This is a genomic window from Kribbella alba, from assembly GCF_039529635.1.
GTDB lineage: Bacteria > Actinomycetota > Actinomycetes > Propionibacteriales > Kribbellaceae > Kribbella > Kribbella alba.
The window spans coordinates 169,522-189,488 of the sequence record NZ_BAAANE010000009.1; the positions used below are offsets into that span (position 1 = coordinate 169,522).

At 67.3% G+C, this 19,967-nt stretch carries 21 protein-coding genes; 7 read left to right on the top strand and 14 right to left on the bottom strand.

The genetic code is table 11. The features are described from left to right. Window positions 1–26: 26 nt before the first annotated feature. The gene (locus ABD210_RS25555; protein WP_344114639.1) at window positions 27–359 is read right to left on the bottom strand and encodes a hypothetical protein; all 333 of its coding nucleotides are present in this window, start codon (window positions 357–359) and stop codon (window positions 27–29) included. Between the two features lie 47 nt (window positions 360–406). On the opposite strand from ABD210_RS25555, the gene ABD210_RS25560 reads away from it, so the two are divergent. After that, complete coding sequence (locus ABD210_RS25560) at window positions 407–943, top strand: MerR family transcriptional regulator (protein WP_344114640.1); 537 nt, start codon at window positions 407–409, stop codon at window positions 941–943. An 85-nt stretch (window positions 944–1,028) separates the two neighbouring features. Here ABD210_RS25560 and ABD210_RS25565 read toward each other — a convergent pair whose 3' ends face one another. The 6 genes from ABD210_RS25565 to dxr all read right to left on the bottom strand — a co-directional run bounded on the left by ABD210_RS25565 (window position 1,029) and on the right by dxr (window position 6,165). After that, entirely contained in the window at window positions 1,029–1,577 is a 549-nt protein-coding gene (locus tag ABD210_RS25565; RefSeq protein WP_344114641.1) for a nucleosidase, read from the bottom strand. A 33-nt stretch (window positions 1,578–1,610) separates the two neighbouring features. Beyond that, window positions 1,611–2,033 carry a PIN domain nuclease gene (locus tag ABD210_RS25570; protein WP_344114642.1) on the bottom strand — a complete coding sequence of 141 codons (423 nt, stop codon included), beginning with the start codon at window positions 2,031–2,033 and terminating at the stop codon, window positions 1,611–1,613. Next, the gene (locus ABD210_RS25575; RefSeq protein WP_344114643.1) at window positions 2,030–2,284 is read right to left on the bottom strand and encodes a type II toxin-antitoxin system VapB family antitoxin; all 255 of its coding nucleotides are present in this window, start codon (window positions 2,282–2,284) and stop codon (window positions 2,030–2,032) included. The genes ABD210_RS25570 and ABD210_RS25575 overlap by 4 nt, the downstream gene beginning before the upstream one ends. A 176-nt stretch (window positions 2,285–2,460) precedes the next feature. Next, complete coding sequence (ispG, locus tag ABD210_RS25580; RefSeq protein WP_344114644.1) at window positions 2,461–3,612, bottom strand: flavodoxin-dependent (E)-4-hydroxy-3-methylbut-2-enyl-diphosphate synthase; 1,152 nt, start codon at window positions 3,610–3,612, stop codon at window positions 2,461–2,463. 22 nt (window positions 3,613–3,634) lie between these two features. After that, on the bottom strand, window positions 3,635–4,957 hold the full coding sequence (locus ABD210_RS25585; RefSeq protein ID WP_344114645.1) for a M50 family metallopeptidase: 1,323 nt from the start codon (window positions 4,955–4,957) through the stop codon (window positions 3,635–3,637). Further along, complete coding sequence (gene dxr, locus ABD210_RS25590) at window positions 4,954–6,165, bottom strand: 1-deoxy-D-xylulose-5-phosphate reductoisomerase (protein ID WP_425552735.1); 1,212 nt, start codon at window positions 6,163–6,165, stop codon at window positions 4,954–4,956. The genes ABD210_RS25585 and dxr overlap by 4 nt, the downstream gene beginning before the upstream one ends. An 80-nt stretch (window positions 6,166–6,245) precedes the next feature. Between dxr and ABD210_RS25595 the strand changes: the two genes are divergently transcribed. The 3 genes from ABD210_RS25595 (at window position 6,246) to ABD210_RS25605 (ending at window position 8,624) form a co-directional block, all read left to right on the top strand. Beyond that, a complete protein-coding gene (locus ABD210_RS25595; protein ID WP_344114647.1) occupies window positions 6,246–6,824 on the top strand; it encodes a DUF1707 SHOCT-like domain-containing protein in 579 nt (192 codons plus the stop codon). Window positions 6,825–6,880: 56 nt separating this feature from the next. Then, window positions 6,881–8,044, top strand: coding sequence for an acyl-CoA dehydrogenase family protein (locus tag ABD210_RS25600; protein WP_344114648.1), 1,164 nt, complete (start codon window positions 6,881–6,883; stop codon window positions 8,042–8,044). A gap of 289 nt (window positions 8,045–8,333) precedes the next feature. Then, window positions 8,334–8,624: a hypothetical protein gene (locus ABD210_RS25605; RefSeq protein ID WP_344114649.1), complete on the top strand. Its 291-nt coding sequence runs from the start codon at window positions 8,334–8,336 to the stop codon at window positions 8,622–8,624. A 120-nt stretch (window positions 8,625–8,744) separates the two neighbouring features. On the opposite strand, the gene ABD210_RS25610 is transcribed toward ABD210_RS25605, so the two are convergent. Beyond that, a complete protein-coding gene (locus tag ABD210_RS25610; RefSeq protein WP_344114650.1) occupies window positions 8,745–9,236 on the bottom strand; it encodes a GNAT family N-acetyltransferase in 492 nt (163 codons plus the stop codon). Between the two features lie 87 nt (window positions 9,237–9,323). Between ABD210_RS25610 and ABD210_RS25615 the strand changes: the two genes are divergently transcribed. Next, window positions 9,324–9,704, top strand: a complete 381-nt coding sequence (locus ABD210_RS25615; RefSeq protein WP_344114651.1) for a nuclear transport factor 2 family protein — start codon at window positions 9,324–9,326, stop codon at window positions 9,702–9,704. Window positions 9,705–9,872: 168 nt separating this feature from the next. Here the strand turns inward: ABD210_RS25615 and rny are convergent, their stop codons facing one another. The 4 genes from rny to recA all read right to left on the bottom strand — a co-directional run bounded on the left by rny (window position 9,873) and on the right by recA (window position 15,295). Next, the gene (rny, locus tag ABD210_RS25620; protein ID WP_344114652.1) at window positions 9,873–11,576 is read right to left on the bottom strand and encodes a ribonuclease Y; all 1,704 of its coding nucleotides are present in this window, start codon (window positions 11,574–11,576) and stop codon (window positions 9,873–9,875) included. 497 nt (window positions 11,577–12,073) lie between these two features. Then, complete coding sequence (locus ABD210_RS25625) at window positions 12,074–12,793, bottom strand: Rv0909 family putative TA system antitoxin (RefSeq protein WP_344114653.1); 720 nt, start codon at window positions 12,791–12,793, stop codon at window positions 12,074–12,076. 836 nt (window positions 12,794–13,629) lie between these two features. Further along, window positions 13,630–14,238: a regulatory protein RecX gene (locus tag ABD210_RS25630; RefSeq protein ID WP_344114654.1), complete on the bottom strand. Its 609-nt coding sequence runs from the start codon at window positions 14,236–14,238 to the stop codon at window positions 13,630–13,632. After that, window positions 14,225–15,295: a recombinase RecA gene (gene recA / locus ABD210_RS25635; RefSeq protein ID WP_344114655.1), complete on the bottom strand. Its 1,071-nt coding sequence runs from the start codon at window positions 15,293–15,295 to the stop codon at window positions 14,225–14,227. Before recA ends, ABD210_RS25630 begins: the two co-directional genes overlap by 14 nt. A gap of 327 nt (window positions 15,296–15,622) precedes the next feature. Here recA and ABD210_RS25640 point away from each other — a divergent pair, with 327 nt between their 5' ends. Both ABD210_RS25640 and ABD210_RS25645 read left to right on the top strand, forming a co-directional pair. Beyond that, the gene (locus ABD210_RS25640; RefSeq protein ID WP_344114656.1) at window positions 15,623–16,186 is read left to right on the top strand and encodes a GrpB family protein; all 564 of its coding nucleotides are present in this window, start codon (window positions 15,623–15,625) and stop codon (window positions 16,184–16,186) included. 144 nt (window positions 16,187–16,330) lie between these two features. Next, complete coding sequence (locus tag ABD210_RS25645) at window positions 16,331–18,454, top strand: MMPL family transporter (RefSeq protein ID WP_344114657.1); 2,124 nt, start codon at window positions 16,331–16,333, stop codon at window positions 18,452–18,454. Between the two features lie 11 nt (window positions 18,455–18,465). Here ABD210_RS25645 and ABD210_RS25650 read toward each other — a convergent pair whose 3' ends face one another. Beyond that, a complete protein-coding gene (locus tag ABD210_RS25650; protein ID WP_344114658.1) occupies window positions 18,466–18,660 on the bottom strand; it encodes a DUF3046 domain-containing protein in 195 nt (64 codons plus the stop codon). Further along, window positions 18,657–19,949 (bottom strand): LppM family (lipo)protein, encoded by a 1,293-nt coding sequence (locus ABD210_RS25655; RefSeq protein WP_344114659.1) that lies wholly within the window; start codon window positions 19,947–19,949, stop codon window positions 18,657–18,659. The genes ABD210_RS25650 and ABD210_RS25655 overlap by 4 nt, the downstream gene beginning before the upstream one ends. Window positions 19,950–19,967: the final 18 nt, after the last annotated feature.

The following is a 19,967-nucleotide window of genomic DNA, read 5'->3' on the forward strand; positions in this document are numbered from 1 at the left end:
CTGGAACCTGGGCTTAAGACCTGGGCTTAGGACCTGGGCGCAATTCCGACCTTGAGGGCCAGGGCGATCCCCACCAGACAGCCGAGCACGGCGCTCAGCAACGGCCAACTGACCGCACCATCGTCCACGGACGCGGCGAACGCGACGGTGAACACGCCCAGCCCCACGCCGAAAGCGATCGCCAGCGCCATCACCGCACCGCGGCCGGCCGGCAGCAGCGCGGCTGCCACCAGCAGCGCGACCACCAGGATGTCGGCGACCACGAATTCGACCGGGTGGTCACCGACGACCAACAGCAGTGCCGTCACCGCGGCGATCACCAGAGCATCTGCCCGAACAACCCCACCGATGGATGTCATCCCGGAAGGCTAATCGATAGTGTTACTATCGATCAAGAGCAGAAGGGATGCCAGTGCGGATCAACGAACTGGCGGAACGGTCCGGCGTCTCCGCCGCGACGATCAAGTACTACGTCCGCGAGGGATTGCTGCGCGGTGGCGATCGGGCAGGCTACAACCAGGTCTCGTACGACGAGTCACACCTGCACCGCATCCGCCTGCTCCGGGCGCTGCTCGGACTCGGTGGACTCCCGGTGGCAGCGGCGAAGGAAGTCATCGCGGCGGTCGACGACCCGGAACGCACGGTCCACAGCACCCTCGGCGAGGCCCAACGAGCCGTCTCGAAGACCTCCGTCGAGCAGGTCCTCGCCGTCGCTGACGAACTGGGTCACCCTGATCTGCTCGACATGCTCGAGGCCTACCGTGCGGCCGCCCGGCAGTTGGCGACCCTCGAGGTGAACTGGCTGGGGCGGACCGATGACCGCGACACCCTGACCGAGCGAGCCGTGATCGGCACCATCCTCGGTGACGCCCTTCTCACCGCCGCCCGCCGGGAAGCTCAGAAACAAGCCTCCGCCACCCGCTTCACCACCCGCAATCGCTGAGCCCTTGCGTCCGAAAGGCCGTGGGGCCTGCCCTTCAGTTATTCGGACGCAAGACGTCGTGCGCGAGACGCAGGGGCTGTCGCTGCTAGGCGATCTGCGCCCGGACCCACTCCCCTAGGACCTTGGCGCTGGCGTCGACCAAAGCCGGCCAGTCCATCGCCGCCTCGTCAGCCGAGTCGGACACATGCTTGACCAGCCGAACCCGTACGCCGTATCGCTGGCAGGCGTAAACCACGCCGTACGCCTCCATGTCGACGAGGTGAGCGCGTTCCGCGAGCCGGGCGCGCACCAACGGATCGGTGACGAACACATCGCCCGAGGCCAGCACGGTGCCGTCGCCGTCCTCGACCTTCAGTGACTCCTGCGGGTCAAGCCCGATCGCCCGGACGGCGTCGGCATTGATGTCGTGGTTGACCACTTCACTCGGCAGATACAGCCCGGACAACCCGTCCCGCAACGCACCGGTGGTCCCGACGTTCAGAACCACTAGATCCTTGGTGTCCCGCCCGGCCAACGCCTCGGCCGTCGCCACCGCAGCCGCCGTCTTCCCGATCCCCGTCACGACCACAGGCACCCCCGCCGGCACATACCTCGCCTCACCCCGCGTCGCGCTGACCACCAAGTACTCCGTCACCCTGCGAACGCTATCGGGTCATCATCCGAGCCGTCAGAGCGAACCCGTCGGAGCAACCGACTCGATCGGCTGTCCGGTGATCTTCGCGATCCGCTCGTAGTCCTCGTCGTAGTGCAGAACGGTGGCGCCGTTCAGTTCGGCGGTGGCGGCGTGGATGAGGTCAGGTCGACGGAACCTGCGGTGCTGACTCGTCACTGCCAGCTCGCGGTGAATCTCCATGGCTCGATTCATCGCCTCTGTGGTCACATCCATCCACCGTTGCCCGTGCAGCGCGGCCCAAAGCGTCTCGTACCAGCGGGGATCTGGCGCGTTGTTCAGATACTCGAGTGCCGTCATCTGACAGGCCGCAAGCCGGCCCTCGGACAGCAACGATTCGAACCTCCGCTGGACCATCGGCGAACGCCCCTGGTGCACGAAGACCGAAGTATCGGCGAGATAGATCGCCCCCGCGATCATGCGCTCCGGTTCTCTCGGGCACGTTCGGCCAAGCCCTCAAGGTCCCGCCCGCCGCCGTAGCCCCACGCTTCAGCTGCGCCGGAGAAGTCCATCGGAGCGCTGGCGAAGATCTTGGCGATCTCCTTACCCCGCCGTCGTAGGGCGAACTCGCGCAAGGCTGCATTGATCGTCGCAACCTTGGTATCGGTGCCGAGCTCCAATCGGGCAGCATCAAGCCACTCATCGTTCACGTCGACTGAGATGCGCGTCATGCGTCGCAGAGTAGACCAATTACTGGCTGAACTCAGCACCAAAATTTGCGCTCCACTGAACACCAGACTCCGACGCGATCAAGCATCAAAGGAAGGCCATGGCAGCTTCACGTGCGGCGCCGTACAGCTCCGCGCGGAGGACATGCGCAGTCTGCGTGCTCGGAGAAGCTCCAGCTTCAGCCGACGGTTACGGTGGGTTCGCCGCCTTCTACGGGCTCGCCCATCTCCTCGGCGATGCGCATCGCCTCTTCGATCAGGGTCTCGACGATCTGGGACTCCGGAACGGTCTTGATGACCTCGCCCTTGACGAAGATCTGACCCTTGCCATTGCCCGAGGCAACACCGAGGTCGGCCTCGCGGGCCTCGCCCGGGCCATTGACGACGCAGCCCATCACGGCGACGCGCAGCGGGACCTCCATGCCCTCCAGACCCGCGGTGACCTGCTCCGCCAGGGTGTAGACGTCCACCTGGGCGCGACCGCACGACGGGCAGGAGACGATCTCGAGCTTGCGCTCGCGCAGGTTCAGCGACTGCAGGATCTGCAGGCCGACTTTGACCTCCTCGACCGGCGGCGCGGACAGCGAGACGCGAATGGTGTCGCCGATGCCCTTCGACAGCAGCGCCCCGAACGCGACGGAGGACTTGATCGTGCCCTGGAAGGCCGGGCCTGCCTCCGTCACGCCGAGGTGCAGCGGCCAGTCGCCCCGCTCGGAGAGCAACTCGTACGCCTTGACCATCACGACCGGGTCGTTGTGCTTGACGGAGATCTTGAAGTCGTGGAAGTCGTGCTCCTCGAACAGCGACGCCTCCCAGACGGCCGACTCGACCAGCGCCTCCGGGGTGGCCTTGCCGTACTTCTGCAGCAGGCGCGGGTCGAGCGAACCGGCGTTGACCCCGATCCGGATCGACGTCCCGTGGTCCTTCGCGGCGGCCGCGATCTCCTTCACCTGGTCGTCGAACTTGCGGATGTTGCCAGGGTTCACCCGTACTGCGGCGCAGCCGGCCTCGATCGCGGCGAACACGTACTTCGGCTGGAAGTGGATGTCGGCGATCACCGGGATCTGGGAGTGCTTGGCGATCTCGGGCAGCGCGTCGGCGTCGTCCTGCGACGGGCAGGCCACCCGGACGATGTCGCAGCCGGCCGCGGTGAGTTCCGCGATCTGCTGGAGCGTGGTGTTCACGTCCGAGGTCAGCGTCGTGGTCATCGACTGCACCGACACCGGCGCGTCACCGCCGACCAGCACCTTGCCCACCTTGATCTGGCGGGTCTTGCGGCGCGGGGCGAGGGTCGGCGGAGGCAGCGCGGGCATGCCCAGGGAGATGCTCATTTGTCCTTTAACCGTTGGAGAGTCAGCCGTTGAAGAGCTTGATCGGGTTCACGATGTCGGCGATGACGAGCAGCACGCCCATCACCACGATGAAGCTGGCCGCCACATAGGCGATCGGCAGCAACTTGGCCACGTCCACGTAGCCCGGGTCGGGCCGGCCGAAGAGCTTCGCGAAGCCGCGCCGGATGCCTTCCCAGATGGCGCCGATCATGTGCCCGCCGTCCAGTGGCAGCAGCGGGATGAAGTTGAACAGCGCCAGGAAGAGGTTCAGGGAGGCGAGCAGCGAGACCAGGAAGGCGATCCGTTCGCCGCCTGTCAACTGGTTGTTCGAGGCGACCTCGCCGGCCACCCGGCTGGCACCGACGACGCTCATCGGGCTGTCCGCGGCCCGCTGGCCGCCGACGATCGACTGGGCCACCCCGACCAGCTTCGACGGGAAGTTGCCGATCGCCTTCACAGTCGCGACGCTCAGCTCGCCCATCTTGTCGACCACGAAGCCGAAGTTCTGCCGCTCCACCTTCTGCTGCGGCGAGACACCGAGGAAGCCGACCGAGACGAGCTTGTCGGAGCCGGCCTGGGCGACCACCTGGTTCACGATGGTGTTGGTGTGCAGGTCGATCGACTGGCCGTTGCGCTCGACAACGATCACGGCCGGCTTGTCGGTGTTCGCCCGGATCAGCGGGGTGAGGTCATCCCAACTGTTGATTGTGGTGCCGTTGAAGGACAGGATCTTGTCGCCCACCTGGAAACCCGCCTGCTTGGCAGGCGACTCCTTGTCGCCCGGCTGGCAGGTACGACTCGCCGACGCCTGCGAGGCGGGGATCACGCACTCCGAGACCGTGGCGACGGTGGTCTGCGCGACGTTGGCGCCGTACAGCATGAACAGGCCGCCGAACAGCACGAACGCGATCAGCACGTTCACCAGCGGGCCCGACGCCATCACGATCAGCTTCTTCCACCACACCTTCTGGTAGAAGAGCCGGCCCTCGTCCTCGGGTGAGATCGTCTCGTACTCCGCGGTGCGGGCATTCTCGACCATCGACTGGATCGGACCGGTGTTCGCCTTCCTTACCCGTAATGGGCCGGCCGGGTCCTGACTGTTCTTACTCGGCGGCATCATCCCGATGATGCGGACGAAGCCGCCGGCCGGAATGAGCTTGAAGCCGTACTCGGTCTCGCCGCGCTTGGTGGACCACACCGTCCGGCCGAAGCCGACGAAGAACTGGGTCACCTTCATGCCGAACGCCTTGGCCGGCAGCATATGGCCCATCTCATGCAGCGCCACCGAGACGAGGATGCCGACGACGAACAGCACCACGCCGAGAAAAGTGAGGAGTGCGCTCATGCCTGTGTGGTCTCCTGTACGCCGGTCAGTTCGCGGGCCCGGGTCCTGGCCCAGGCGTCCGCGGCGAGTACGTCGTCGATGGACAGTTCCTCGTACGAGGGTACGTCGTGTTCGGTCACGACCCGGGCCACGGTGTCGACGATTCCCAGGAACGGCAGCCGCCCGTCCCGGAACGCCTGGACGCAGACCTCGTTCGCCGCGTTGAAGACGGCCGGTGCGGTTCCGCCGCTGGTGCCGGCCTGCCGGGCCAGCTGCACAGCGGGGAATGCCTCGTCGTCGAGCGGCAGGAACTCCCACTGGCTGGCTTTCGCCCAGTCCCACGGCGGCGACGCGTCCGGTATCCGGTCGGGCCAGCCCAGCCCGAGCGCGATCGGTAGCGTCATCGTCGGCGGCGAGACCTGCGCGAGGGTCGACCCGTCGTAGAACTCCACCATCGAGTGAACCGCCTGCTGAGGGTGCACGACGACGTCCACGCGCTCCATCGGGATGCCGAACAGCAGGTGCGCCTCGATCAACTCGAGCCCCTTGTTCACCAGCGTCGCCGAATTGATCGTGACGACCGGGCCCATCGCGAAGTTCGGGTGCGCCAGAGCCTGTTCGACGGTGACGTCGGCGAGCTCCGCGCGGGGCCGACCCAGGAAGGGACCGCCACTGGCGGTCAGCAGCAGCTTCCTGACCTCGTCGGGGGTACCGCCCCGCAGGCACTGAGCGATCGCGCTGTGCTCGGAGTCGACCGGCACTATCTGTCCTGGCTTGACCCTCCTGGTGACCAGCGGACCGCCGATGACCAGAGACTCCTTGTTCGCCAGTGCCAGGGTGTTGCCGGCATCGAGCGCGGCCAGCGTCGGCTTCAGCCCGACGGATCCGGTGATGCCGTTGAGAACGACGTCACACGCCAGCGCCGCGAGCTCGCTGGACGAGTCCGGGCCGGTGACGATCTTGGGGATCCGGAACTCACCCTGGGCGTAGTCCCGGCGCTGCGCCTCGGCGTAGAAGGCGAGCTGCAGATCCTGCGCGACCGTCGCCTTCGAGACGGCGACCACCTCGACCTCGAACTCGAGTGCCTGCTGGGCGAGCAGTCCGACGTTGTCGCCGCCGGCCGAGATCGCCAGCACGTGGAACCGGTCGCGATTCCGCCCGATCAGCTCCAGGGCCTGCGTCCCGATGGAGCCGGTCGAGCCGAGGATGACGACGCTACGCGGATTCACGCCCGCCATTGTCCCAGGTAGGACCCGCGCAGGGCGATTCGCCGTACAGCTGGACCCTGTCCCGGCGCTACCTTTGGGCAATGAGTCTGGAGCAGCCGCCGCCCGGGCATCGGGCCTCTGACAACGACCGCGAACGAGCTGCCTCACTGGTCCAGGAAGCGCACAGCGACGGGCGGCTCGATTTCGAGGAGCTGGACGAACGGCTGACCCAGATCTACTCCGCCAAGACCCAGCTGGAGCTGCGCACCGCGACCGCCGATCTGGTGCCTGTCGCACACGGCGCCACCGCTGCCGAGCTGACCATCCGCGCGAAGCACAGCTCGCAGAAGCGTGAAGGGCCGTGGCAGGTGCCGGAACGGGTGATCGCGGTGGCGGAGCACTCGTCGGTGAGGTTGGACTTCACCGACGCGGTGGTGCGGTGGCCGGAGATCCACGTGGACGCCAATGCCAAGCACAGCTCGGTGGTGATGATCGTGCCGGAGGGCTGGAGCATCAACATCGACGAGGTCGACATGATCCACGGCACAGCGTCGAACAAAGCCGGTACGCCGAGAGCAGGTGGCGTCCGGCTGCGGGTCACCGGCCAGGCCAGACATGGCTCCATCGTGGTCCGCCATCCGCGCAAACGTCACTGGTGGTGGCCCTGGTACCGCAAGTGAGGTGGTGTGTGGTTCACCTCAGTTCCAGGCGGCCCGGTTGCCGCTAGCGTGGCGCCATGACCGTTTCGCTGGATCTCGTCGATGTCGACTCGCTGCTCACCGAAGAGGAGATCGCCATCAGGGCGACCACCCGCCGGTTCGCGGACGAGCGGCTGCGCCCGCAGCTGCCCGAGTGGTTCGAGTCCGCGAGCATCCCCGCGCGCGATCTGGCCAAGGAACTCGGCGCGCTCGGGCTGCTGGGCATGCATCTGACCGGCTACGGATGCGGCGGGCTCGGGCCGGTCGCGTATGGCCTGGCCTGTCTGGAGATCGAGGCCGCTGACTCGGGCATGCGCTCACTCGTCAGTGTGCAGGGGTCGCTCGCGATGTATGCGATCTGGAAGTACGGCAGCGAGGAGCAGAAGAACGAGTGGCTCCCACGGATGGCCGCGGGTGAAGCGATCGGGTGCTTCGGGCTGACCGAGCCGGACTTCGGGTCGAACCCCGGTGGCATGCGGACGAACGCCCGGCGCGATGGTGACGACTGGGTGCTGAACGGCTCCAAGATGTGGATCACCAACGGCTCGGTCGCGGATGTCGCCATCGTCTGGGCCCGGACGGATGACGGCGTCCGCGGATTCGTCGTACCGACCGACACCTCGGGGTTCTCCGCGCCGGAGATCACCCGGAAGATGTCGCTGCGCGCGTCCGTGACGTCGGAGCTGATCCTGGACGACGTACGACTGCCGGTTAATGCGATGTTGCCGGAGGCTCGTGGTCTGTCCGGGCCGTTGGGGTGCCTGAACGAGGCGCGCTTCGGGATCATCTTCGGTGCGATGGGCGCGGCTCGCGACTGCCTGGAGACGGCTCTGGACTATGCGGCCGAGCGGCAGGTGTTCGACAAGCCGTTGTCGGCCTACCAGTTGACGCAGGCGAAGTTCGCCGACATGGCCGTCGAGCTGAACAAGGGCATCCTGCTCGCGGTGCACCTGGGTCGCCTCAAGGAGAAGGGCTCACTCCGACCCGAACAGGTCAGTGTTGGCAAGCTCAACAACGTCCGCGAGGCGATCGCGATCGCCCGCGAGTGCCGCACGATCCTCGCCGCGAACGGGATCAGCGGTGAGTACCCGGTGATGCGGCATGCGAACAACCTCGAGTCGGTGTTGACCTACGAAGGAACCTCCGAGGTGCACCAACTGGTCATCGGCCAGGCACTCACCGGCCAGGCCGCCTTCCGCTGACCCCTGTTGACCTCGTTGTGCTGACCGAGCCACCGCTCGGCCACGCTGTCCTGCTCGCCGACGTACAGGCTTGCTGTGGCAAGGTGGGGATCGACCCAGTGGAACCACCCGGACCGGACTCCCGATCTGGCCGGGTCGCGCTCCACCACTGACCGTGACGTCGGCTGGTGCATGGTAATCAGCGAGCTGGGGTACTGTCAGTAAAGGCGACAGTACAGAGCGTTACGACGTCCGCCCGCGGCCCGGACCATCAGCAGTGCACGACTGCTGCCACCCGGAAGGAGCAGGCTTGAGAATCAACGTTGGCATCCTCGTCATCGCCGCAGGCGCGATCATCGCCTTCGCCATCCGCGCAACGTCCAGCCAGGTGAACCTCACCGTCGTCGGCATCATCATCATGCTCGGTGGAGCCGCCGGCCTGTGGTTGTCCTACCGGATAGCGAGCGAACGGGACGTGGAAGAGATCACGATGATCAAACCCACCGTGGAGGAGCAGTACGACACGACACCTCACAAGTACGCGATCGACGAGCAGATCGACGTCACCCCGGTCGATGACCAGACCACCAAGTACCACTGAAACCCGGTCTCTTGACACAGCCTTGGTGAGCCGAGACATCGCCGACGGCGTCCCGATCGAGGAGCGCCTCGCCGTCCGCGAACAGGCCGCGGAATTGCCGTTGAGCGTGGGTCAGCACGGTCAGAGGGGCTTGACGAGGTACACGCACGGGTCTCGGTGGGTGACGATCACGTGGCCGTCGGCATCTTCCTCGGTCCATTCGTCGATCACCTGATCGCCGTCCCACTGCTGGTAGCCGAGGCGTTCGTAGAGGCGACGGGCTCCTGTGTTGACCGGCTCGACGGCCAGACCTATGACAGTCCGCGCCCAGCCTGCGGCAAGGGACTCGGCGGCGGCAATCATCGCAGTACCAGTTCCACGGCCTTGCTCGTAGGCGTGCAGGGCGTTGATCTCGGCAGCGTTGTGCACGGCGCGGACGGCTGCGTACTTCGACTCCCGAAGCAGCATCGTGTGTCCGACGATCTCGCCATCGCGATGGGCGAGCAGGTACAACGCTTCGCCACGCGCCTGCCGGGCCCAGCGCTGCCGGTGGTGTTCGCGCGCCGCCGGTGAGGGTGCGGCTGCGATCAGTCGAGCTAGATCGTGCTGATCGGCGGGTCGGATGTCGAGCATCGTCCGACCGTAGCCGAGCGCTTTAAGTCTGGCTGAAGATTTCCGGCGCAGACTGAGGCATAGCTGGACGTGGGAGGGGTGGCAGGGATGGGCGATCACAACCGGGAGTTGCTGGAGCGGCTCTGGCCGATGGACGGGCAGCTGGCGTTGTCGGCCGAAGCCGAACACGAGCTGCGTACCGAGGACTACACGCTAAACATGCCGCAGTCCGGCGAGCGGATCACCGGGCGGGACACCATGCGGGCGATGCAGCAGGAATATCCGGCTCCACCATCGATCGAGATCCAGCGCATCGTCGGCGCCGGCGATCACTTCGTGGTGCTCGGCCGCTCGGACTACGGCGGCGACGTGTACCACGTGGCGAACATCGTGGAGTTCCGCGACGGCCGGATCGCCCAGGAGACCCGGATCTACGGCTCCCCCTTCGACCCACCCGAGTGGCGCTCGAAGTACGCGGACCCGGTCTGAGACTCCGCAACTGAAGGACCGCGGGGCTGTCTCTCCTTGGCGCTGCGTGTTGTCCTTCGGCGCTGCGGGTTGTCCTTCGGCGCTGCGGGTTGTCCTTGGCGCTGCGGGTTCTCCTTGGCGCTGCGGGTTGTCCTCAGCGCTGCGGGTTGTCCTTCGCGACTTCGGGTTCTACTTGGCGACTTCGGTGGCGCGGGACTCGCGGACCACGGTGACGCGGATCTGGCCGGGGTAGGTGAGCTCTTCCTCGACCTGCTTGGCGATGTCGCGCGCCATCACCTGGGCGGCGATGTCGTCGACGGCGTCCGGTAGCACCATCACCCGGATCTCACGTCCGGCCTGCATCGCGAAGACCTTCTCCACACCGTCGTGGTGCATCGCGATCTCCTCGAGCCGTTCGAGTCGTTGCACGTAGGCCTCGAGCGACTCGCGCCGGGCACCCGGGCGACCACCGCTCACCGCGTCGGCCGCCTGGGTCAGAACCGCCTCGACCGTACGCACCTCGACCTCGTTGTGGTGCGCCTCGATGCAGTGCACGACGTCGTCGTCCTCGCCGTACTTCCGAGCCAGCTCCGCCCCGACGATCGCGTGGCTGCCCTCGGACTCGTGTGTCAGCGCCTTGCCGATGTCGTGCAGGAACGCGCCGCGCTTGCAGCGCTTGACATCCAGCCCCAGCTCGGCCGCCATCATCCCGGCGAGGTGCGCCGACTCCACCAGATGCTTCAGAACGTTCTGCCCGTACGACGTCCGGTAGCGCAGCAGGCCCATGGTCCGGATCAGCTCGGGGTGGAGCTCCGTGATCCCGACCTCCGCCATCGCGTCCTCGGCCGCGCGCTCGCACAACTCGGCGACCTCGCTCTTGCTGCGCTCGTAGATCTCCTCGATCCGGCTCGGATGGATCCGCCCGTCGAGAACCAGGGAGTCCAGCGTCAGCCGCGCGGTTTCCCGGCGTACCGGATCGAAGCAGGACAACAGCACGGCCTCAGGCGTGTCGTCGATGATCAGATTGACGCCAGTGGTCTGCTCGAACGAGCGGATATTGCGACCTTCTCGGCCGATGATGCGGCCCTTCATGTCATCGCTGGGCAGGTGCACCACCGAGACGACGGACTCGCTGGTCTGCTCGGAAGCCAACCGCTGAACTGCCCCGGTGATGATCTTGCGGGCCTTCGTCTCCCCCTCGTCGACGGCCTGCCGCTCGATGTCGCGGACAATCGTATGCGCGTGCCGCTTCGCCTCCGCCTCGATCGCGGCGACGAGCTCGGCCTTCGCCTGCTCGGTCGTGAGGTTCGCGACACTCTCGAGGATCCGGCGTCGCTCGTCCTCCAGATCGCGGATCTCGGCCCGGCGACGATCCAGCTCAGCCAGTTGCGCGGTCAGCCCGGTCTGCCGCTCCTCGATCCCGCGATGCTGCTCGTCGAGACGTTCCTCCCGCTCGGTGAGCCGGTGTTCGCGCCGCTCCATCTCGAGACGCTGCTCCCGCAGATCGTCCCGGATCGACTGGGCCTCGGACTCAGCCTCCCGGCGTACCTCGGCGGCGCGCTGCTCGGCCTCACGCCGCAACTCCGAGGCGCGATCCTCCGCCGCACGGCGGATCTCCTCGGAACGCTGCTCGGCTGCCTCAGCCCGGACCCGCAGTACGGCGGCTTCTTCTTCGGCCTGGCGACGGACGAGTTCGGCGGCCGACTTGGCGCCCGCGGTGATGGTGGCGGCTTCGAGCTTCGCGTTCGCCTCCGCCGCGGTGACCGCCGCCGAAGCGTCGGCATCCTTGCGGCGGGAGAGCGTGAAGCCGATCCAGGCGAGGAGAGCCGTGATCAGCAGCCCGATCAGGACGAGTCCGACTGATACCGCTGCCGGCATGGCCGCGAGTGACATCGGCATCTCCCCTCTTCGAGTCAGCGCCCGCGGGGCGTGACTTTGGCTGCGACGAAGGGATGCACCACTCCGCGGTCGGCGAGACGGGTACGGCGAAACGCGACGGCCGGCTCAGCGGCGCTGGTCCGTCGCTCGCCACAGGTTCCGTCCGTTCGACGGACCCTGCGCTGCGCCGGGTTTCCTTCCGCTACGACGGTTCCTTCCGGCTGACCGCCCAGTGGCTGGGCCTGTCCGCCGCGGCGGTTCCGTCCTATCCGACGGCGATCCGGGGTCGCAGTCGTCCGTCTCTCAGCTCTGTCGAGCGTTGGTCTCGCGTCATCGTTCCCGGCCTGCCAGCCGGTGATCAACCAGCCGCCGGTGCTATATCCGCCACCGTCAGGTGGAGTGATCCCTTACTGATCCCGAGGCTAGGCGCGGCTATCCACACGGTCAAGACGGACACTCACGCACCGCGTCACGGTATCGCCACCCATAGGCTCCGAACCGTCAGCGGCCGTTCACTCTGCGCTCCGCGGCCCGGGCAGACCACCGTCAGACGTACCGGTGGCAGTACCGCCGGTCTGGGCTCCCTCAGTCCCAGAGCCGGCCGAACTACTGGGCTGCTCTGCAACATCCGGCACCTCCCCACCGACAACTGCGCCTTCATCGGCGCTGGATTCCGCCTCGGGCTCCTCCGACTGGCTCGCCGCGTCCGGTGCGCCGTCGTCAGGACCGGTCGCCTCGGCCTGGTCCGCAGTCTCGGTGCCTGTCGCATCGCTGCGCGTCGACTCGCTGCCGGTCGCGTCGCTTGCCGTCGACTGGCTGGCCGTTGACTCGCCGGCCGTCGGCTCGCTGGCCGTCGGCTCGCTGCTGGTCGACTCGCTCGCCGTTGACTCGCTTGCCGTTGACTCGCTGCTGGTCGGCTCGGCGGTTTCCGCCCTGTCCGTGCCCGAATTGGCGGGCTGGGCCTGAGTGGAGGCTTCGCCTGGTGCTGAGTCGGGAGTCTCAGAGGTTTCGGTGGCTTCGGAGGATCCGGGGGCAGCGGGCGCGTCGGAGGCCTGGGAATCGACGTAGCCGCCGACCTTCTCCTGAACGGCATCGACCTTGTCGGCGTACTTGCCGCCGGTCTGCTTGTCGATCAGGTCGCCGGCCTTGTCCACACCCGCCTTGATCTTGTCCGGGTTTTGCTTGACGACGTTCCGGAGCCAGTTCTTCGCCTGTTCCTGGAAATCGTTCATGTGCACCCTCCGAGAGGTGTCAGGGGCGGATTCGGACGAAAATCCCAGCCTACGGACCAGTCACAAACACCAGCCCGTACTCCGGATCAGACACCGTCCGCCCCCACCCGTCAACGTCCCTCGCCGGTCACACCCCCGCCGATACACCTCGTAAGCCCACCCAACTCCCGCAGCCACCCACCCAGCACACCCTGCTCCCAACCGACCGAGGGTGCGGCCGACACCAAATGGGCAGGGCCAGCTCGGGCGGTGGGGCGGCTACCGGGTTATCCGGCCAATAGCGGCAAATAGTGGCGGTATCGGTCGAAAAACCCGCTATCGGTGAGAGACATCCTGCGGTCTTGCCCGGGCTGGATGCGCGGATCGGCCAGCTCTGGTGGCCGACGGGCAGGCTGGCGGGGGCGCCGACAAAGATCGGGAGGCCGAGCACAGCTGGGCGCGGTTGGCCGAGCAGATCGAGACAGCTGGGCGCAGGCCGACCAGATCGGGAGGCCGAGACAGCTGGGCGGGGCGGGGTTGGCTGACCAGATCGGGAGGCCGAGACAGCTGGGCGGGGCCGGGGTTGGCCGACCAGATCGGGAGGCCGAGACAGCTGGGCGGGGCGGGGCTGGCCGACCAGATCGGGAGGCCGAGTACAGCTGGGCGGGGCGGGGTTGGCCGAGCAGATCTGGGGACCTCGGACACCAAGTGGGGCTCTCGGCCAAGGTATTTCATGGCCGAGATCCCCATTTGGTGTCCGAACCCACGACTCGCGCCCCGCCGTTACCCCGTTCGCGAGTCAGTCGCCACTCCGACCCGCTCCACCCACCGTTCACGCGACGGGGCGGTGCGCGGGGCTAGTCTGCTTCGAGGCCTGAGTCGTTGAGGAGGGGGAGCTCCTCGTCGGTGGCCGCCAGCTCCTGCTTGACGACTGTCATGGCCAGGCCGCCCGGGTAGCCCTTTCGCGCGAGCATGCCGAGCAGGCGGCGCATCGCGACCTGCCGCTCGAGCGAACGCATCGACGGGAGCTTCTTCCGGACCAGGGCACGGGCAGTGGCCTCCTCCTGATCAGGGTCGAGCTCGTCGAGCGCGTCGCGGGCGAGCTCATCGTCCACGCCTTTGCGCCGAAGCTCCTGCGCGAGTGCGCGCTTGCTCAGCCCTCGGCCGCGATGACGCGACTCCACCCAAGCAGTGGCGAACGCCGCGTCGTCGATCAACCCGACCTCGGTGAAGCGATCCAGGAGCGCGGCCGCGACCTCGTCCGGAATCTCCCGCTCGGCCAGTAGATCAGCGAGCTCGGCCCTGGTTCGCGGCTGACCGGCCAACTTGTCCAGCAGGATGGTCCGGGCGACCGACTCGGGATCAGACGGCTGGTCGAGCGCCGGATCGGCTGGGGTGGGTGGCTGTCCGGACCCGAACCGGCGACGCCGGCGCGGGCCCGGACGGGTGCTCTCAGAAGTCGACATCGACCTCGGCCGGAGTCTCGGCCGGCTTGTCCACCGTCGCCCCGATGCCCATCTTCTCCTTGATCTTCTTCTCCAGCTCGTTGGCCAGATCGGGGTTGTCGCGCAGGAAGTTCCGCGCGTTCTCCCGGCCCTGGCCGAGCTGGTCGCTCTCGTAGGTGAACCAGGCGCCGGCCTTGCGGACGAAGCCCTGCTCCACACCGAGGTCCAGCAGGCTGCCCTCGCGGCTGATGCCCTGGCCGTAGATGATGTCGAACTCGGCCTGCTTGAACGGCGGGGCGACCTTGTTCTTCACGACCTTGACCCGGGTCCGGTTGCCGACGAAGTCGGTGCCGTCCTTGAGCGACTCGATCCGGCGCACGTCCAACCGGACGGAGGCGTAGAACTTCAGCGCCTTACCACCGGTCGTCGTCTCCGGGGAGCCGAACATGACGCCGATCTTCTCGCGCAGCTGGTTGATGAAGATCGCGGTGGTGTTGGTCCCGCTGACCGCACCGGTCATCTTGCGCAGCGCCTGGCTCATCAACCGCGCCTGCAGACCGACGTGGCTGTCGCCCATCTCGCCCTCGATCTCGGCCCGCGGCACCAGCGCGGCCACCGAGTCGATCACGACGATGTCGATCGCGCCGGAGCGGATCAGCATGTCGGCGATCTCCAGCGCCTGCTCACCGGAGTCCGGCTGCGAGACCAGCAGGGCGTCGGTGTCGACGCCGAGCTTCTGCGCGTAGTCGGGGTCGAGCGCGTGCTCCGCGTCGATGAACGCCGCGATCCCGCCGGCGCGTTGCGCGTTGGCGACGGCGTGCAGCGCGACCGTCGTCTTACCCGACGATTCCGGGCCGTAGATCTCCACCACCCGGCCGCGTGGCAGACCACCGATGCCGAGCGCGATGTCCAGCGCGATCGATCCGGTCGGAATGACCTCGATCGGGGCGCGACCCTGCTCGCCCAGCCGCATCACCGAGCCCTTGCCACACTGACGCTCGATCTGCGTCAGCGCGGTGGCCAGGGCCTTCTCGCGATCCCCAGCCTTGCGCTCCGCACTCGCCGCTGCACCAGCCATGTGACTGCCACCTAACCCATCTAGTAATCGGGGCCGCTGTCCCAGCTGCCCGGAAGGAATTCTTTGTCGCCAGAGACGGTATGGGTTACGTCGGACAGTTTTCGGTGCCGCGCTGAATTTGTGGACAACTTCGGCCGATCCGACGAACTTGTACGACACAAAGTAGCCCGAACACGTGTTCGAATCACAACTGACACGCCGAAGTTGCCCCGACAACCACCCTGGACCTGCCTGCCGAGAACCAGTCTGACCTGACGCGAGCAGCACCATCGGCGTACGACCGTGAACCCTGTTGAGTGAATGCCGGGCGCTGGGATGATCAGTCTCATGAACGCCATCGCGATCGTTCGGCCGGACGACACCTGGGGAGCCCAGTTCGAGAAGACCGCGGAAGTCATCCGCAGGATTCTCGGCGACACCGCCTTGCGGGTGGACCACATCGGCTCGACCTCCGTACCGGGCCTGGCGGCGAAGGACATCCTGGACATCCAGGCGACGGTCGCCACCGAGCCCGAGCTGGATGACGCGGTGGAGCGCCTGACTACCGCCGACTGGGAGATCAGGCCGGCGCGTCGCGACCACCCGGTGCCGGGCCTGCCGACGGACGAGATCCAGTGGGTCAAGCGACTGGTGGTGGAGCCCATGTACCGGCGCCGGGTGAACCTGCACCTCCGGGTGGACGGCCGCGCCAACCAGCGGTACGCCCTGCTGTTCCGCGATTATCTACGAGCCCACCCCGACACCGCCGCGGCGTACGGGGAGTTCAAGCGCCGGGCAGCGGCGCTGAAGTTCGACACTGTCAACGACTACGCGGATCTGAAGGACCCTGTCTGCGACCTGATCTACCTGCCCGCCGAGGAATGGGCGGGACGGACCGGGTGGGCGGTCTGAGGCACCGCTGCGAACCGTGACCGGAGTACTACTCAGGGCTCGTTGACGCACCCAGATGCACCCACCACGCTGGACGGAGGGCGTGCTGCCGAATGACCCGACGTACGACGGGCGGGGCGGCTCCCCGAGGGGGCGTGGTTCCAGATGGGCGGAGTGGGGCGGCTCGCGGCGTTGCCGTGCGGCAAGGTGTCGAAGTGGATCGTGCTGGCGCTGTGGATCGTCGCGGTCGGCGTGTGCGTCAGTCCGGCGAGCAAGCTGACCGGTGCCCAGCAGAACGACGCTGTGTCGTGGTTGCCGGGAAACGCCGAGTCCACCGAGGTACTCAAGGCGACTGCCCAGTTCTCCTCGCCGGACGAGATCCCGGCCGTACTGGTGTACGAACGACCTGACGGGGTCACCCCGGCGGATCAGCAGGCCGTCGCGCGCCACGTCACGGCGTACGGGAACTTGCAGGACGTTGACCGGGACGTGATCGGACCGGTCGCGTCCAAGGACGGCAAGGCGCTGCAGGTACTCGTACCGATCAACGCCGGCGCGGGCGGCTGGGAGACGATCGGCGCGCGCGCAGACGAGATCCGGCGGGTTGCTGCCGAGCGACCTGATGGGCTGTCGTTCCATCTCACCGGTCCGGGCGGGTTCGCTGCCGACTCCCAGGAGGCCTTTGCCGGTATCGACGGCAAGCTGCTCTACTCGGCGGCGGCGGTAGTGATCGTGATCCTGCTGCTCACCTACCGCAGCCCTGTGCTCTGGCTGCTGCCGCTTGTGTCGGCAGGTACTGCTCTGTTCGCGGCACAGGCCGTCATCTATCTGCTGGCGACAAAAGCAGACCTCACTGTGAACGCCCAGAGCGCCGGGATTCTCACAGTGCTCGTCTTCGGCGCGGGGACGGACTATGCCCTGTTGCTGGTTGCCCGCTATCGAGAAGAGCTCCGCCGCCACAAGGATCGACACGAGGCGATGGCGTTCGCTCTGCACAGGTCAGGCCCGGCTATCTTCGCTTCCGGCTCGACCGTCGTGGCGGGGATGCTCTGTCTGCTGCTGGCCTCGATGAATTCCACGCGTGGTCTTGGGCCTGTGGCCGCGGTCGGCATTGTGGTCGCACTGCTGGCAATGCTCACGCTGCTACCTGCGCTGCTCGTGGTGTGCGGCCGCTGGGTGTTCTGGCCGTTGCGGCCGACGTACGGCTCGGACGACCACACCGAGAACAGCATGTGGGGACGGATCGGCCGTCGGATCGCAGTACGCCCGCGGCTCACCTGGGTGACTACCAGCGTTCTACTGGGCGCGGCGGCACTCGGCATGCTGACGCTCGACGCGAACGGACTGACCAACGAGGAGTCCTTCACCGGGACCCCGGACTCGGTGGTCGGCGAGAAGACCGTGGCCGCACACTTCCCAGCCGGCGCAGGCAACCCCCTGGTCGTGGTCAGCAACGCCGACCAGGCAGCAGCAGTCCGTACTGCGCTGTCGTCGACGCCCGGTATCGCGTCAGTCGCCGAGCCGAGAACAGCAGGCGGCCGGGCCTATCTCGAAGGCACCATGACGGAGGCGGTGGACACGCAGGCGGCCAAGGACACCGTGGATCGCGTACGAGCCGCCGTGCACGCCGTCCCGGGCGCAGCTGCGCGCGCAGGCGGTGGCGCGGCGATCCTGCTCGACACCCAGCGCGCGTCGGACCACGACAACAAGGTGATCATCCCGGTCGTGCTGGCTGTTGTGCTGCTCATCCTGGCCCTGTTGCTCCGCGCGATCGTGGCCCCGGTGTTGCTGGTGGCAACGGTCGTACTCTCGTTCGGTGCCGCGCTCGGCATCAGCGCCCTGTTGTTCCACCACGTGCTCGGGTTCGACGGCGCGGATCCGTCGCTGCCCCTGTTCGTGTTCGTGTTCCTGGTTGCCCTTGGCATCGACTACAACATCTTCCTGATGACAAGGGTTCACGAGGAGGCGAAGGTCCACGGGACCAGGCGGGGGGCGCTGATCGGTGTCGCCGCGACCGGCGGGGTGATCACCTCCGCCGGGCTGGTGCTCGCGGGGACCTTCGCGGTCCTCGCGACGATGCCCATCGTCGCCTTCGCCGAGATCGGGATCGCCGTGGCGCTCGGCGTGCTGCTCGACACCATCGTCGTCCGGTCCGTGCTGGTCACCGCGCTCAACCTCGACGTCGGACGGCACCTGTGGTGGCCGAGCAAGCTCGCCCAGAAGCGCGATCCCGAACCGACCGAGGAACTGCCCGAACCAGAGCCCGAGCACTCACTCGCCGGCAGTTGACAGCCGCCCCCTCAGCGCTCGCTGGCGGGGAGTTGGAGGTGGGCCCAGACGGCACGCCAGACGGTCTTGGCGTGCTCGCCCTGCGCCAGAGCTTCGGCGACCGTGCGGCCACCGAGTTCACTCAACGCCTGGGTCTCCGCCCAGGTGCGTGAGTAGGCGGGACCGAGATGGCGATCCATCCGCTCCCAGAATTCCGTCAGTCTCATGCCTGCCCATCGTCGTCGTCCGGTCGGCTCGAGCCGTCCTGCTGACCGCCCTCGTGCGGCGGCTGCTCCTGCGGCGGACCCTCTTGCCGGGGACCGCCGTACTGCGAGGGCTGCGCCTGCTGCGGCGGCTGGCCGTGCTGCGGGGGCTGGCCGTGCTGCGGACGACCCTGGTTTGGAGGCACGCCTTGCTGCGGCGGGTGACCTTGCTGCGGAGGCTGCGCACCTTGCCAACTCTGCTGTGGCGGCTGGCCCTGCGGACCCGGCGCTGGAGGCTGGGTCTGCGGACCCGGCTGACCCCAACGGCCCGGTCCTTGTTGGGGCGGAGGACCCTGGGCTGCGCCCTGCGGCGGCCCCCACCGGCCCGGTTGCTGCGGGTGCGGCTGGCCTGGGTACTGCCCTGAGCCAGGCTGACCCGGGTACTGCGGCGGCTGGCCCTGCGGTCCCGACTGCCCGTACGGGCCGGGCCGCTGCCCGTACTGCGGACCACCCTGGCCTGCCTGTCCGTACTGCGGACCACCTTGGCCTGGTTGCCCGTACGGACCGCTCGGCTGACCATACGGACCAGCGGGGCCTGGCTGCCCGCCGTACTGGGGTGCCCACTGGCCGGGCTGGCCCGGGTATTGACCGTAGGGCCCGGGGTACTGCTGTTGCGCGGCGGTCCTGCGACCCCGAAGTACGAAGAAAAGCACGGCCGCGGCAGCAAGGAGCACCAGCACGATGATGAGGATGACCGCCCACAGCGGGAATCCACTACTCGCTTCTGACGTCAGCGAGACATTGCCGAGCTTGTCCAGGCTGTCGTACGTCGCGGTGCGGCCGCTGACCTTGGCGCCCGGGTCGTGCTCGAGGATCTTGCCCGGCATCGTGATCTTGAAGTTGATCACCGGCTGCGCACCGGCGGGCGTCTGGCCGAGGTCCATCCCCTTCACCGAGACGTAGAACTTGTTGCCTTCCTTGCGGAAGCCGACCCCGTCCTCGGTGGAGGTGCTCATCTTGCTGAACGGCACTTTGTCGAACTGGCAGTTGGACCCGATGTACTTGTCGTCGTCGTAAGCCTTACAGGTGACCCCGGCGGTGGTGGTCTGCTTGATCCCCTTCTCGACCTGGGCACGGACCGCGTCGAGGGACTGACCGCTGGACTCGACCAGCTGCTTGTCGACACCGATCTGCAGGGTGCCGGACACGGTCTGGTCCGGGTTCACCTTGAGGTCGGCATCGAGCTTGACGCAGCCGGTCAGACCGACCAAGCAGGCCATCACGACGAGCGCCATCCGCACGCGGTTCTTCATGCCGCCGATCATTCCAGA

Coding starts and splice junctions, on each gene's coding strand:
- ABD210_RS25555 (WP_344114639.1), bottom strand. CDS start 359: ATGACATCCATCGGTGGGGTTGTTCGGGCAGATGCTCTGGTGATCGCC.
- ABD210_RS25560 (WP_344114640.1), top strand. CDS start 407: ATGCCAGTGCGGATCAACGAACTGGCGGAACGGTCCGGCGTCTCCGCC.
- ABD210_RS25570 (WP_344114642.1), bottom strand. CDS start 2,033: ATGATCGCGGGGGCGATCTATCTCGCCGATACTTCGGTCTTCGTGCAC.
- ABD210_RS25575 (WP_344114643.1), bottom strand. CDS start 2,284: ATGACGCGCATCTCAGTCGACGTGAACGATGAGTGGCTTGATGCTGCC.
- ispG (WP_344114644.1), bottom strand. CDS start 3,612: ATGAGCATCTCCCTGGGCATGCCCGCGCTGCCTCCGCCGACCCTCGCC.
- ABD210_RS25585 (WP_344114645.1), bottom strand. CDS start 4,957: ATGAGCGCACTCCTCACTTTTCTCGGCGTGGTGCTGTTCGTCGTCGGC.
- ABD210_RS25595 (WP_344114647.1), top strand. CDS start 6,246: ATGAGTCTGGAGCAGCCGCCGCCCGGGCATCGGGCCTCTGACAACGAC.
- ABD210_RS25600 (WP_344114648.1), top strand. CDS start 6,881: ATGACCGTTTCGCTGGATCTCGTCGATGTCGACTCGCTGCTCACCGAA.
- ABD210_RS25610 (WP_344114650.1), bottom strand. CDS start 9,236: ATGCTCGACATCCGACCCGCCGATCAGCACGATCTAGCTCGACTGATC.
- ABD210_RS25615 (WP_344114651.1), top strand. CDS start 9,324: ATGGGCGATCACAACCGGGAGTTGCTGGAGCGGCTCTGGCCGATGGAC.
- rny (WP_344114652.1), bottom strand. CDS start 11,576: ATGTCACTCGCGGCCATGCCGGCAGCGGTATCAGTCGGACTCGTCCTG.
- ABD210_RS25625 (WP_344114653.1), bottom strand. CDS start 12,793: ATGAACGATTTCCAGGAACAGGCGAAGAACTGGCTCCGGAACGTCGTC.
- ABD210_RS25630 (WP_344114654.1), bottom strand. CDS start 14,238: ATGTCGACTTCTGAGAGCACCCGTCCGGGCCCGCGCCGGCGTCGCCGG.
- recA (WP_344114655.1), bottom strand. CDS start 15,295: ATGGCTGGTGCAGCGGCGAGTGCGGAGCGCAAGGCTGGGGATCGCGAG.
- ABD210_RS25640 (WP_344114656.1), top strand. CDS start 15,623: ATGAACGCCATCGCGATCGTTCGGCCGGACGACACCTGGGGAGCCCAG.
- ABD210_RS25645 (WP_344114657.1), top strand. CDS start 16,331: ATGGGCGGAGTGGGGCGGCTCGCGGCGTTGCCGTGCGGCAAGGTGTCG.
- ABD210_RS25650 (WP_344114658.1), bottom strand. CDS start 18,660: ATGAGACTGACGGAATTCTGGGAGCGGATGGATCGCCATCTCGGTCCC.
- ABD210_RS25655 (WP_344114659.1), bottom strand. CDS start 19,949: ATGAAGAACCGCGTGCGGATGGCGCTCGTCGTGATGGCCTGCTTGGTC.